11 protein-coding genes are annotated in these 13213 nt (G+C 64.4%); 1 reads left to right on the top strand and 10 read right to left on the bottom strand.

Going from position 1 to position 13213, the window contains the following annotated elements; all coding sequences use genetic code 11:
- The first annotated feature begins 287 nt into the window (after nucleotides 1–287).
- Complete coding sequence (locus Q0H50_RS00455) at nucleotides 288–1184, top strand: LysR family transcriptional regulator (protein ID WP_294418161.1); 897 nt, start codon at nucleotides 288–290, stop codon at nucleotides 1182–1184.
- Nucleotides 1185–1403: 219 nt separating this feature from the next.
- Here Q0H50_RS00455 and Q0H50_RS00450 read toward each other — a convergent pair whose 3' ends face one another.
- The 10 genes from Q0H50_RS00450 to Q0H50_RS00405 form a co-directional block, all read right to left on the bottom strand.
- Nucleotides 1404–3173, bottom strand: a complete 1770-nt coding sequence (locus tag Q0H50_RS00450; protein ID WP_294418159.1) for a proline--tRNA ligase — start codon at nucleotides 3171–3173, stop codon at nucleotides 1404–1406.
- Complete coding sequence (ispG, locus tag Q0H50_RS00445; RefSeq protein WP_294418212.1) at nucleotides 3174–4229, bottom strand: flavodoxin-dependent (E)-4-hydroxy-3-methylbut-2-enyl-diphosphate synthase; 1056 nt, start codon at nucleotides 4227–4229, stop codon at nucleotides 3174–3176. It abuts the gene before it with no gap.
- A 221-nt stretch (nucleotides 4230–4450) separates the two neighbouring features.
- Nucleotides 4451–5569 carry a site-2 protease family protein gene (locus tag Q0H50_RS00440; protein ID WP_294418158.1) on the bottom strand — a complete coding sequence of 373 codons (1119 nt, stop codon included), beginning with the start codon at nucleotides 5567–5569 and terminating at the stop codon, nucleotides 4451–4453.
- Nucleotides 5570–5724: 155 nt separating this feature from the next.
- Nucleotides 5725–6939: a 1-deoxy-D-xylulose-5-phosphate reductoisomerase gene (gene dxr / locus Q0H50_RS00435; RefSeq protein ID WP_294418156.1), complete on the bottom strand. Its 1215-nt coding sequence runs from the start codon at nucleotides 6937–6939 to the stop codon at nucleotides 5725–5727.
- Between the two features lie 66 nt (nucleotides 6940–7005).
- Nucleotides 7006–7932 (bottom strand): phosphatidate cytidylyltransferase, encoded by a 927-nt coding sequence (locus tag Q0H50_RS00430; RefSeq protein ID WP_294418155.1) that lies wholly within the window; start codon nucleotides 7930–7932, stop codon nucleotides 7006–7008.
- Nucleotides 7933–8715 carry an isoprenyl transferase gene (locus Q0H50_RS00425; protein ID WP_294418153.1) on the bottom strand — a complete coding sequence of 261 codons (783 nt, stop codon included), beginning with the start codon at nucleotides 8713–8715 and terminating at the stop codon, nucleotides 7933–7935.
- Between the two features lie 280 nt (nucleotides 8716–8995).
- Nucleotides 8996–9553 carry a ribosome recycling factor gene (gene frr, locus Q0H50_RS00420; protein WP_042436877.1) on the bottom strand — a complete coding sequence of 186 codons (558 nt, stop codon included), beginning with the start codon at nucleotides 9551–9553 and terminating at the stop codon, nucleotides 8996–8998.
- 51 nt (nucleotides 9554–9604) lie between these two features.
- Nucleotides 9605–10321 carry a UMP kinase gene (gene pyrH, locus Q0H50_RS00415; protein WP_042436881.1) on the bottom strand — a complete coding sequence of 239 codons (717 nt, stop codon included), beginning with the start codon at nucleotides 10319–10321 and terminating at the stop codon, nucleotides 9605–9607.
- A 122-nt stretch (nucleotides 10322–10443) separates the two neighbouring features.
- A complete protein-coding gene (locus Q0H50_RS00410; protein WP_294418152.1) occupies nucleotides 10444–11856 on the bottom strand; it encodes a cation:dicarboxylase symporter family transporter in 1413 nt (470 codons plus the stop codon).
- A gap of 441 nt (nucleotides 11857–12297) precedes the next feature.
- On the bottom strand, nucleotides 12298–13213 hold a 916-nt coding region (locus tag Q0H50_RS00405), incomplete at its 5' end, for a trypsin-like peptidase domain-containing protein (RefSeq protein WP_294418151.1).

Below are 13213 nucleotides of genomic sequence, written 5' to 3'. Positions count from 1 at the left end.
AACGATACCTTGCGCGGCTCGGCGGTCGCGCCAACGGCGCAGCGCGTTGCATTCCCGACGCCGGTCCCCCGCGCAAAAGGGGGCTTCGTCGCCTTCCCCATCGCCTTACCGGATGCATCCCATGCCGCTACCGCTACAATGCTCAATTGCTGGGGGGCCTCCCCCAGTGGCGCTCATCGCCTCGGCTGAGCGCATATGCACATGCGGATGACCCGTCCGCATCGTCGCGGCGCGAGACCATCGCCGCCGCCTGCAAAAAAACGCTGCATCCCACAAAGGAGCATCATATGGTGAACCAGAAATACCATGCCCTGCTGCGCGTTGCCGAAACCGGCAGCTTCACGCAAGCGGCGTACGATCTTGGCTACTCGCAATCGGGCATCAGCGGCATGATCTCCTCCTTGGAAAAGGAGATGGGCATGCCGTTGCTCGTGCGTGAACGCGGGGAAGCCCATCTGTCGGCCGAGGGCGAGGACCTGCTTCCGTGGATCTCCAACGTCTGCAACGGCGAACGGCAGCTCGCAAGCCGGATAGCCGAGCTGAGACGCCTGGAGTGCGGCGTGGTGCGCGTAGCCGCGCCCACCAGCGTCTCCACCCATTGGTTTCCCGGCATGGTGAAGGCCTTTGAGCGAAAATGCCCCGGCGTGGAGCTGAACCTGATGTGCATCGACGACGAAGCGGAGCTTGAACGCGCCATATGGCACGGAGACGCCGACTGCGGGTTTTTGGTCACGCCCGCGAAACGGGCGCTGAAAGCCATCCCCTTGCACGACGACCCGATCTTAGTGCTGCTGCCGCCCGACCATGCGCTCGCGCATGCCGACCGCGTCCCTGCGCAAACGCTTGCCGAAGAGCCTTTCATCCAGCCGCGAAGCAGATCGTTGCAGGAGGCGGAAGCGCTGCTGCGCAACAGCGGGGTGAAACCGCGCGTGCGCTTCGCGGTGGATAGCGACTACAGCGTCATGAACATGGTGAGCGAAGGGCTGGGTTTCAGCATATTGCCAGGATTGCTGCTCGAGGACGCCTCGCTTCCCTTGACTGTGCTGCCGCCGCAACTGGAGATGCGAAGGAGGATATCCGTTGCCATGCGGTCTGCCGACACCGCCTCGGCCGCCACGCGGGCATTCGTGCAGACCGCGCACACTTGGGTAAGGCAACGCTACGAAGATCGGCAAGAGCGATAAAGGGGCAGCCCGCCGACCGGGAGTCGCCTCCGAACACCCGCGAGCGCGGCAACCCGCTTATCGCAGGCCGCCCCAAACAACCGCGAGCACGACGGCCCGCCGACCTCAGGCCGCCCCAAACAACCGCGGGCCCGCAGCCAGTCGAACGCAAGCCGCCTTGAAATCAAAACGGGCCCGGCAAATGCCGGGCCCGCGGTCATATACGCGTTCGCGCAAGCGCTATTCGGCCTTCTCGGCGAACAGGCCGGCGAAGGCGTTCAGGTTGTTGCCCCAGCGACGCTGCGCGCCCTTGGCGAAGGTCAGCGCCTCGGACAGCGCCTCCAGCGAGATATCGCGACGCTCGCCCGTGGCACGGCGCTTGATCTCGACCTTGCCCTCGGTCAGGCCGCGCTTGCCCATGACGATCTGCAGCGGCCAGCCCATCAGGTCGGCCTCCGCGAACTTCACGCCCGCGCGCTCCTTACGGTCGTCGATGACGACCTCCAGGCCCAGACCGGCCAGTTCCTCGGCCAGTTTCTCGGCAGCAGGCTGCACCAGGTCGTCGCCGGTGGCGAGCGGCAGGATGCACACGTGCGCCGGGGCCACGGACATCGGCCAGATCATGCCGTTCTCGTCGTTATGCTGCTCGATGATGGCGGCCAGGGTGCGGGACACGCCCACGCCGTAGCAGCCCATGATGAACGGCTGCTCCTTGCCGTCCTTGTTCATGAACGTGGCGTTCATGGCGCGAGAGTACTTGTCGCCGAGCTGGAACACCTGCGCGACCTCGATGCCGCGCGCGCCCTTGAGCTCCATGCCGCACTTCGGGCAGCAGTCGCCGGGCTTGACGGTGATGATGTCGGCCCACTGGTCGACCTTGAAATCCTTGCCAAGCTGAGCGCCCACGTAGTGGTAACCGTCCTCGTTGGCGCCGACGACCCACTTCGGCACCGCCTTCAGGCTGTTCGCCGCGATGACGAAGGCGTCCTCGGGCAGGCCGACCGGGCCCATGGAGCCCTTGTGCAGGCCGTAGGCCTCCATGTCCTCGTCGGTGAGGATGGTGAAGCCGCCGGCTGCGCGGGCGGCCTTCTCCTCGTTCACCTCATGGTCGCCGGGGACGAACAGCACGACGAGCTTACCCTCGTCGTTCTTGCCGGAGAGCGCCTTTACCGTGGAGGATTCCGGGATACCCAGGAACTCGGCGAGCTCGGCGATGGTGTGCACGCCGGGCGTGGCAACCTTCTCCATCTCGGGCACGTCGTAGACCGTGGGGCGCGCCAGGCCCTCGCCCACCTCGTCGCTTGCGGCGTAACCGCAATCGCAGTACACCAGCGCGGACTCGCCCGCCTCGGCAAGCGCATGGAACTCGCAGGTGACCGCGCCGCCGATCTGGCCGGCATCGGCCTGCACGGGGCGGAACTCAAGGCCGCAGCGGGCGCAGATGCGCTCATAGGCTGCGTACATCCTGTCGTATTCCTCCTGCAGCGACTCCTGCGTGTCGTGGAAGCTGTAGCCGTCCTTCATGACGAACTCGCGGCTGCGCAGCAGGCCGAAACGCGGGCGGATCTCGTCGCGGAACTTCGTCTGGATCTGATACATGTTCAGCGGCAGCTGCTTGTAGGAGCGCAGCTCGGCGCGCACGAGCGCGGTGATGAGCTCCTCATGGGTGGGGCCCAGGCAGAACTCGTGATCGTGACGGTCGTTGAGGCACATGCGCTCGGGGCCGTATGCGTCGGCGCGGCCGGACTCCTGCCACAGCTCTTCGGGCTGGAGCATGGGCATGCGGATCTCCTGGGCGCCGCACGCGTCCATCTCCTCGCGCACGATGTTCTCGATCTTGGTCAGCACGCGCTTGCCCAGGGGCAGAAACGTGTAGATGCCGGCCGCCGTTTTGCGGATGAAACCGGCGCGCAGCAGCAGCTTATGGCTGGCGATCTCGGCATCGGTGGGATCTTCCTTCAGCGTGGGAGCGTACAGGGCGCTCATGCGCGTGATGTTGGCGTTGTTCATTTACAGGTCCTTTATCTCTTCCAGTAAAGCGTCGACGATGGCGCCTTCTTCCACTTTTCGAACGGTTTGGCCGTGGCGGAACACCACGCCCACGCCCTTGCCGCAGGCCACGCCGATGTCGGCATCGGCGGCCTCGCCCGGCCCGTTGACGACGCAGCCCATGACGGCCACCTTGAGCGGCTTGTCGAGGCAGGCGATGCGCCGCTCGACCTCTTGCGCCAGCCCGATCAGGTCGACCTGGCACCTTCCGCACGTGGGGCAGCTGATCAACTCGGGGTTGCGACGACGCAGATCGAGCGCGCCGAGCAGCGCCCAGCAGGCTCGCATCTCCGTGACCGGATCGTCGGTGAGCGAGATGCGCATGGTGTCGCCGATGCCCTGCTCGAGCAGGATGCCCAGGCCGGAAGCGCTTTTGATGACGCCTTGGAACGTGGTGCCCGCCTCGGTGACGCCGATATGCAGCGGGATATGCGGGATATCGCGTGCCAGCTGGCGGTACGTGCGCACCGTGGTCATGACGTCGTGGGCCTTCGCGCTGACCACCAGGTCATGAAAGCCGCGACCTTCGCAGTATTCCACGTACTGGCGCGCGGAGGCGGCCAGCTTCTCGGGAAGCGAAAGGTCGTCGCGCTCGGCCAGCGCCTGGTCGAGCGAGCCGGCGTTCACGCCGATGCGGATGGGGATGCCCGCCTGCCCGGCGGCGTCGAGCACGGCGTCGGTCTTCGCCAAACCACCGATGTTGCCGGGGTTGATGCGCAGCTTCGCCGCGCCGCGGCGCGCCGCCTCGATGGCGATGACGGAATCGAAGTGCACGTCGGCCACGACGGGCAGAGGCGACGCTTCGCATACGGCCTGGAACGTGTCCAGGCAGCTGCGGCGCGGGATGGCCATGCGCACGACCTCGCAGCCGGCATCTGCCAGCTGCTGGATTTGCGCAAGGTTGGCCTGCGCGTCATCGGCCGGGGCGTTGAGCATGGACTGCACCACCACGGGAGCGCCGCCGCCAAGCGCCACGTTGCCCACGTGAACCTGGTGCGTTTTCTGATTGGGGCGCATAGCGTCCTGCGGCAACGGGCAAGCCGCGGCCCCCGAAGGAGCCGCGGCGCGCGCGTTGCCCATGTTCTCGTTAGTTTCCATAGCGGCTATTCTACCAGCGTAGCGCCCCTCGTTGGCGAAACGTATACAAGCAACAGGCGAAGAAAAAAAGCCGGCAGGGCAAACCCCCTGCCGGCTTTTGCGATATGCGTGATGAGCGACGGCCAGAAGGCCCGACGCCCCTACTGCCCGAAGAACGTCCCCGAGATGATGCGCTGCACATCCTGATTGACCATGACCAGGAAAAACATCAGGAACAAGGCCATGCCAGCGGCGCTCATGGCGTTCATGGCGCGCATGGAGACCACCTTCTTCGACAGCTTCTGGAAGACCTCGATGACGAAGCGGCCGCCATCGAGCGGCGGGATGGGGAGCAGGTTCATGATGCCCAGCGACACCGATATCATGGCCATGAACTGCATGAACGGCACCAGACCCGCGTCGGCGAACTGCTTCGACATCACGGCGATGCCCACCACCGACGACGAATCCGACACCGTCTGCGCCGCCGTTGCGGGGTTGAACAGGCCCGCAACGGCCTGCACGACCATGCCGATATAGGTGAAGCCCGCCACGATGGCGCGGCCCGGATCCACCGTCATATGCGTTATCTCGCCCGACTGCAACCGAACATCGAAGCCGATGACGCTGAACAGCACCACGAACACCAGCATGGCGAACAGCAGGTTGACCGCGATGCCGGCCAGCAAGATGACCGAGCGCTTCCAAAACGGCAGGCTGCGGTATTGCTGCCGATACTCGCTCTCGAACAGCGCATGGGCGTCTTCCACCGGGCGCGCCTGCCCCTCGGCGTAGCGCTCCGGTGCGGGCTTGCCGGCTTGCGCCGCCGCGCGGATCTGCTTCTTGGAGGGGATAACCTCTGCGGCGCGATACGTGTTGTACTCATCCTTCTTCGTGGGGCCCGTGCAACTTCCCCAGTCCACCAGCTCGTCGAGCGCCTTGATCGCCTCGTCATCGGAGATGCCGCAATCGCGCGCGATATCCTCCATGTTCGCCGTGCCCCGGCGGTACAGCGCCGCCAGCACCGGCTCCAGATGCGGGCTCATCTCGCCCGGCTCCATGCCGCATACGCGCGCGTAACCGCCCAGCAGGATGGGCGTGACGCCGAACTTCGTGCCCCATTTCTTGAAGCCGATGTTCGGGCCGGGCATGCCCAGCATGAACTCGGTGACGCGCACGCCGAAGGCGCGAGACACCAGATAGTGGCCGCCTTCGTGGATGACGACCAGAATGCCCAGCACGATGGTGCAATACAAGATCATGAGGATGACGTTCAACAACCGGCTCCTTGCCTTGGCTACGGACACGCGACTAAACGGGACCTCACTCGACGGTCCCGCCCATTAGAATCCGCTTCATTATAAAAAGAGGTTCCGCCTCGTTACCGAAGCGGAACCATAACCACACGATGCACGCGATTTGCAGCTTGCGAACCTTAGCGCACGGACTTCCAAGCGGTTTCGCGGGCCCATGCATCAAGCGCCTGCAGCTGCTCGAGGCTTTCCACCTTCTGCACGCCTTCGCGCTCGTGCGCGTCCATAACCGCTTCCACGCACTCGGCGATGCCCAGGTAGCTGCCCTGCTCCGCCAGAAACGCCGCCACGGCCACCTCGTTGGCGGCGTTCATGACGCACGGCAAGGTTCCGCCCACGCCGCCCGCATGACGGGCAAGCTCCAGGCAGCGGAACGTGTCGGTATCGGCCGGGGCGAACTCCAGGCTTCCCAGCTTGGTGAAGTCCAAGGGCTCGACAGGCGCCTCCCAGCGCTGCGGATAGCTGAGCGCGAACTGGATGGGGATGCGCATATCGGTGGTGCCCAAATGCGCCTTCACGCTGCCGTCGGTGAACTCCACCATGGAGTGGATGGCGCTTTGCGGCTGGACGACCACGCTGATCTTGTCGTAGGGCATGTTGAACAGATGATGCGCCTCGATGACCTCCAAGCCCTTGTTCATAAGCGTGGAGGAGTCGATGCTGATCTTCGCGCCCATGTTCCACGTGGGATGGTTGAGCGCCTGAGCAGGGGTGATGCCCTCAAGGTCTGCGCGCTTCCTGCCGCGGAACGGGCCGCCGGATGCCGTCACCCACAAACGGGAGACCTCTCGCTCGGACTCGCCCAGCAGGCATTGGTAGATGGCGCCGTGCTCGGAATCGATGGGCATGAGCGCGCCTGCCGGACCCACCGCCGGCGCCGTGCCGGCTGCGCGCCGCTGCGCATCCACCTGCGCTGCCAGCGGCATGATCAGATCGCCGCCCACCACCAGGCTCTCCTTGTTCGCCAGCGCAAGCACCTTGCCCGCGCGCAGCGTTTCGAAGCTTGCGCGCAAGCCGGCGGCGCCCACCAGCGCGTTGACCACCACGTCCGCCTCGGGCAGGCGCACCAGGTCGACAACGGCATCCATGCCGAAGCCCCATATGCCCTGGGCGCCAGCCTGCTCGCGCACCTCGGATGCGACCGGCTGATCGGCCAAGCGCTCATCGCCCACGGCAAGGTTGCGCACGTTATGGGCACGTGCTTGCGCGAGCATGTCGCCCACGCGCGAGTTCACCGCCAAGCCGACGATCTCCAGCTCGTCGGAATGCTGCCGAACCACGTCGACCGTTTGCGTTCCGATAGAGCCTGTGGACCCGAGAACAACGATGCGTTTCATGAAAGCCTCCGAATCATCTGCGAAAACAACTCGAGCCAACGCCGCAAGAACGTTGGCTCGTTCGATTTACCAGCTAAAGGGGATGCACCCGCCCGCCACCAGCAGGATAGCCGAGGCGACCGCCACCAAAAACAGGCTGTCGCAACGATCGAGCAGACCGCCGTGGCCCGGCAGCAGCTTGCCGGAATCCTTGAAGCCCACATTGCGCTTGATGCGGCTTTCGGCCAGATCGCCCAGCACGCCGCACAGGCCGCTGATCACGCCGAACGCCATTGCCATGGGGATATCCAGGTTCAACCCCGGTATCAACGTGAACAGGCACCAGAACAGCGCCGATCCCACCAAGCCCGCGAAAAAGCCCTCCCAGCTTTTCTTCGGCGAAACGCGCGGCGCCAGCTTATGCTTGCCGAACTTGCTGCCGATCAGGTAAGCGAAGGAGTCGTTGGCCCACACGCTGAAGAAAATGCCAAGCACGAGCACGCCGCCCCATGGATGCGGCAGCGCCTGGCGCACCACCACCAAGCCGGATAGCAGCATGCCGCAATACGCTGCGCCGAAGAAGCTGACGCCAACATCGGGGATGCGGGCGCGCATCCAGAACACGTACCACACGATAAGCGCCAACAGCAGCACAAGGCTGACCATGAGCGCGCCCGACAGCCCGAAGAAGTGTACGCTGAGCGGGTAGAGCGCCGCCGCCACGATGCCGAGCATCTCGTTGGGCAGCTTCGCGTCGGCGCGCAGCATGTAGTAGAACTCACCTGCGCATACCGCGGCGGTGGCAGACAGCAAAGCCAGCGTGGTCCATTCGCTTGCAAGGATGCACAGCACGGAGACCGTGACGTAGATGAACCCCGTGCGGAAGCGAACCTGCAGGTCGGAAGCGTTCTTGAACTTCTGCGGCGTCTTCCGATACGCGAAATCCTTCAAGCGCTCGCCGCGCGAGCGCTCATCCGCGCGCTGCTGCTCGCCGTCTTGCGGATCCCCGGACATTTATTTCACCGCCCCGAAGCGCCTATCTCGGGATTGGAACTCCAACAAGCAGCGCAAAAACTCGTAGCGGTCGAAATCGGGCCAGAGCACGTCGGTTGCCACGAACTCGGAGTAGGCCACCTGCCACAGCAGGTAGTTCGACAAGCGCATCTCGCCGGACGTGCGGATGACCACCTCGGGGTCGGGGATGTCGGCCGTGTACAGCCCCTGGGCGAACTCTGCCTCCGTCAGCGGCGCGGTGGGGTCGCCACCCTCGGCTGCCGTTGCCAGCGCGCGGCGCACGCACGCCTCGGCGGCGTGCAGAATCTCCTGTCGCGAGCCGTAGTTCACCGCAACGACCAAGGTCATGCCGGTGTTGTCGCGCGTTTTCAGCCACGCCCTCTCGAAGGCCTCGCGCGTTTCGGCGGGCAGCGCTGAAAGGTCGCCAATAGTGCGCACGCGCACGTTCTCCTCATGCAGGCCATCGACCTCCGCCAGCATGGTCTTGGCGAACAGGTCCATCAGGCCCACGACCTCTTCCTGGGGCCTCTTCCAGTTCTCCGTGGAGAACGAATAGATGGTCAAATAGCGAACACCCAGGTCGGAGGCGCAACGAATGGTCTCGCGCACCGCCTCGATGCCGGCCTTGTGGCCCTTCAGGCGGTTCAGCGCGCGCTTCTTCGCCCAACGGCCGTTGCCGTCCATGATGACGGCGACATGCTCGGGGATCGCCCGCGGATCGAGCGCAGCAGGGTCGAGGCCCTTGGGCGGATTCGGGAATATGTAATCAAGCGTCTTGTTCATGGGCAGCCTCGTACATAAGGGAAAAGCCAACCGGCGGGGAAAACCGCCGGCTGGCACTAGGGAAACGCTCATAAGAGCCGGATGACGCAACCCGGTTGCGAACATGGGTTACGCGGAAATCGGAGATGCGCAGGACGAAAGCAGGGGCCGCTCCCCCACCATCGGCCTGGCTGCTCGGACGAGCCCCGGAGCAGCCGCGCCTGCGCAAACCGCGTAAACGCGGTGCGCCGGGGCTCCCGCAGCACCGAGCAACGGATTCGCCGGCAGGCGAACGCCGTTTCTAGATCTCCATGACCTCGGCTTCCTTCTTCTTGAACACCGCGTCGACTTCGGCGACGTACTTGTCGGTGAGCTTCTGGATTTCAGCCTCGGCGCGACGCTGCTCGTCCTCGGGAAGGTTGTCTTCCTTGACGGACTTGGCAACGTGGCTGTTGCCGTCGCGGCGGGCGTTGCGGATGGCAACGCGGGCCTCCTCGGCGTACTCCTTGCACTGCTTCACCAGCTCGCGGCGACGATCCTCGGTGAGCGCGGGGAACGGCAGGCGGATGACCGAGCCGTCGTTGTTCGGCGTGACGCCCAGGTCGCTTTCCATGATGGCGTGCTCGATGGCACCCAGGACGCCCTTGTCCCAAGGCTCGATGACCAACATGTGCGCGTCCGGCGTCTTCACGCCGGCCATCTGGTTGATGGGCGTGGGGACGCCGTAGTAGTCCACCTTGATGCGGTCGAGGACCATGGCGTTGGCGCGGCCCGTGCGGACGGTGCCGAACGCGTTGTGCAGGCCGTTGACGGCGCGCTGCATCTTCTCCTCGGTTTCAAGCATGATCTCGTCGATCATTTCGGTTCCTTTCCCTTTTGCGCCCGCCCTGCACGGGCGGCGCGGAAGACGTTACTCTACGGTGGTTCCGACGTCCTCGCCCTTCAGAGCGCGGGCGATGTTGCCCTGCACCGTCAGGTCAAACACGATCATGGGAACCTTGTTGTCCATGCACAGGCTGGTGGCCGTGGAGTCCATGACGTTGAGCCCCTGCGAGAGCACCTCCATGTAGCTGATGCGGTCGTAGCGCTTCGCATCGGGGTTCTTCACGGGGTCGGAGTCGTAGACGCCGTCGACCTTCGTGGCCTTCATGAGCACGTCGACGTCCAGCTCGCAGGCGCGCAGCGCCGCAGTGGTGTCGGTGGTGAAATAGGGATTGCCCGTGCCGGCGGCCAGGATGACCACGCGGCCCTTCTCCATGTGGCGGATGGCGCGACGACGGATGTAGGGCTCGGACACTTCCTGCATGTTGATGGCGCTTTGCACGCGGCTGAAGATGCCGTGGCGCTCGAAGGCGTCCTGCAGCGCCAGCGCGTTCATGACCGTGGCCAGCATGCCGATGTAGTCCGCCTGGGCGCGGTCCATGCCGTCGGTTGCGCCGGAGACGCCGCGGAAGATGTTGCCGCCGCCCACCACGATGGCAAGCTGCACGCCGTCATGCACCACGTCGGCGATCTCGTCGGCCAGGGAATCGACCACCTTCGGATCGATGCCGTAGCCAAGGTCGCCCGCCAGTGCCTCGCCGGACAACTTCAGCAGCACGCGCTTGTATCGGTATTCCTCGGCCATATGCAACCTCCCGGTTAAATCGTAAAGCGTTTTAAGCTTCCCTATCTTACCTGAAAACGGAAACGGCCGCCCATCGGGGCGGCCGTTTCCAGGCTTTTCACGCAAAGGACAAACGAGCAGGGCTAGGCCTTCTCGACGCCGTCGGCGTTGATGACCGCGGCGGGGTCGTTGTACATGTCGCGGTCGAGGCCGCCGGTGAAGTTCGACGACGTGACGCCTGCCACCATGGAGTCGCTGACGTTGAGGGCGGTACGGCCCATGTCGATGAGCGGCTCGACGGAGGCCATCAGGCCCACGATCTCGATAGGCAGGCCCATGGTGCCCAGCACGATGAGGCTGGCGAAGGTTGCGCCGCCGCCCACGCCGGCAACGCCGAACGAGCTGATGACGATGATGGCGATCAAGCCGATGACCCACGTGGGATCGAACACGTTGATGCCCACCGTGGGAGCGATGAGCGTGGCCATCATGGCCGGGTAGATGCCCGCGCAGCCGTTCTGGCCGATGGACATGCCGAAGCTTGCCGCGAAGTTGGCCGTGGCCGGATCGACGCCGAGCGCCTTGGACTGCGTCTCGATGTTCATGGGAAGGGCGCCGGCGCTGGTACGCGACACGAACGCGAACGAGAGCACGGGGAAGGCCTTCTTAAGGTACGTGATGGGGCTGACGCGGTTGCCCGCCAGGATGAGCAGGTGCACCAGGAACATGGCGATGATGGCCACATAGCTGAAGATGATGAACTTGCCCAGGTCGAGGATGGCGGCGTAGTCGCTGGTGGCGGTTACGTTCGCGATCAGGGCGAGCACACCGTAGGGGGTAAGGCCCACGACCATCTTCACGATGCACATGACGATGCCGTACAGGCTGTCGATGAGGTTGCTGAAGAACTGCGCCTGCTCGGAATCGCGGTCGCGCAGCTTCAGGTACGCCAGGCCGACGATGGCGGAGAAGACGACCACGGCGATGGTGGACGTGGAACGCGTGCCGGCAAGGTCGGCGAACACGTTGACGGGGATCATTGACAGGATGGTCTGCGGGATGGTGGTATCGGCGACCTTGTCCTGACGCGTTTGCAGGGCGTCAAGCTTGGTTGCATCGACGCTGCCCTGCGTGAAGTCGGCACCCGCCAGGCCCGACAAGGCGATGGTCGCCCAGCCGAACAGCGCCGCGATGGCCACCGTGATCAGCAGGACGGCAAGGACCGATCCGCCGATCTTGCCCAGGTTGTCGACGGCCTTCGTGCGCGTGAACGCACCGACGATGGCCACGAACACCAGCGGCATGACCAGCATGCGCAGAAGATCGATATAGCCGGTTCCCACCAGCGACATCCAGTCGAGCGCGGTGGTGGCGGCGTCGCTGCCGCGGCCCAGCGCAAGCTGGATGCCCGCGCCCAGCACGATGCCCATACCCAAGGCCGTGAACACGCGGAACGTGAAGCTTTTATCCTTCGCCTTCAGATAACGCAGCACCGCGATGAGCGCCGCGAAGATGACCAGCACGGCAAGCACCGGCCCCAATACGTCGAACGACATGTCTCTCGTCTCCCTTTTTCGTTTCGAAGCGATACGACGGGCGGGCGAACCACCGGGGAAACGAACCCAGGGCATTCACCCGCCCGTCGCAGCTCCTGCTTACAGCGTGTCGCTTATTATGCGCCTACTTTACCTAGTAGTGCAATGGGCTTACTACGCTATTTTCAGACGGCCGGCTATCGGGTAAACCGCATGCGGAGCGACCCGCTGAGAAGCGGACGGCTGCCCCATCGGCCCGCTAACGCATGGTAACCGTCTATGACGGGCCGAAACGACCGGAAAAATGGGAACGGCCCCAAAAGAGGGGCCGTTCCCGCGGGAAAAGGGAAAAGGAAAGGAAAAGGGGCTTTCGGCCCCATGCGAGGCGCGCGGATCGCTCGCCTCGCATGGGGCCGCTCGAGCGAACGTCGAGCGGCCCGCGAATGCCTGAAGGAGATGGTGCTAGGCCGCGTCGCTCTTGCTGGAAGACCCGCTGTTGTTCAGCAGGCGGTTGAGCATCTCGCTGGAGCTGTTGCTGGAGTTCTGCTGCGTGGCCGCTGATTGGGACGATTCGTCGGAGCCCAGCGTGACCTCGATCTGCTTCGTCTCACCATCTCGGTTGACCTCCAGCGTCACCTTGTCGCCGGGGTTCTTCGAACGGACATCGAGCATCAGGTCGCTTGCGGAATCGACGGCGTTGCCGTCGAACTTCGTGACGATATCGCCTTCCTCGAGACCGGCATCGGCCGCGCCGGAACCGCTGCTGACGGCGGAGATGTAGGCGCCGCTATCGACCTTCAGCCCATAGCGCTTAGCGTTCTGGGAGTTCACCGTGGAAAGGGACACGCCGAGCTGCGCATGCGTGGGGGTCTTGCCCTCGATGATCTGCTGCGCGATGTTGACCGCGTAGTTCACCGGGATGGCGAAGCCGACGCCCGAGTAATTGCCGGAATACGAGGTGATCAGCGTGTTGATGCCGATGAGCTTGCCATCGGAATCCACCAACGCGCCGCCGGAGTTGCCGGGGTTGATGGCGGCATCGGTCTGGATCATGTTCGGGTAGATGGTGTAACCGCTGGACTGGGACGACGAGTTGCCGTAGCCATATCCATAGCCATCGCTGCCGCTGCTTTCGGAGTTGCTCATGATCTGCGAGCGGCTGGTGGCCGACACGATGCCGGTTGCCACGGATTGCTCAAGGCCGAACGGGCTGCCGATGGACATGACCCATTCGCCGATGGTCAGGTTGTCGGAATCGCCGATCTCGACGGGGGTCAGGCCGCTGGCGTTGCGCAGCTTGATGACGGCGATGTCGCTGGACTCGTCGGTGCCCACCACGTCGGCATCGTATTCCTCGCCGCCCACGGTGACCTTCAAG

It is taken from the genome of uncultured Senegalimassilia sp. (assembly GCF_934632265.1).
GTDB lineage: Bacteria > Actinomycetota > Coriobacteriia > Coriobacteriales > Eggerthellaceae > Senegalimassilia.
The sequence above is the reverse complement of the archived record's forward strand: the minus strand, read 5'-3'. Positions and strand labels throughout refer to the sequence as shown.

Coding starts and splice junctions, on each gene's coding strand:
- Q0H50_RS00455 (WP_294418161.1), top strand. CDS start 288: ATGGTGAACCAGAAATACCATGCCCTGCTGCGCGTTGCCGAAACCGGC.
- Q0H50_RS00450 (WP_294418159.1), bottom strand. CDS start 3,173: ATGAACAACGCCAACATCACGCGCATGAGCGCCCTGTACGCTCCCACG.
- ispG (WP_294418212.1), bottom strand. CDS start 4,229: ATGCGCCCCAATCAGAAAACGCACCAGGTTCACGTGGGCAACGTGGCG.
- dxr (WP_294418156.1), bottom strand. CDS start 6,939: ATGAAACGCATCGTTGTTCTCGGGTCCACAGGCTCTATCGGAACGCAA.
- Q0H50_RS00430 (WP_294418155.1), bottom strand. CDS start 7,932: ATGTCCGGGGATCCGCAAGACGGCGAGCAGCAGCGCGCGGATGAGCGC.
- Q0H50_RS00425 (WP_294418153.1), bottom strand. CDS start 8,715: ATGAACAAGACGCTTGATTACATATTCCCGAATCCGCCCAAGGGCCTC.
- frr (WP_042436877.1), bottom strand. CDS start 9,553: ATGATCGACGAGATCATGCTTGAAACCGAGGAGAAGATGCAGCGCGCC.
- pyrH (WP_042436881.1), bottom strand. CDS start 10,321: ATGGCCGAGGAATACCGATACAAGCGCGTGCTGCTGAAGTTGTCCGGC.
- Q0H50_RS00410 (WP_294418152.1), bottom strand. CDS start 11,856: ATGTCGTTCGACGTATTGGGGCCGGTGCTTGCCGTGCTGGTCATCTTC.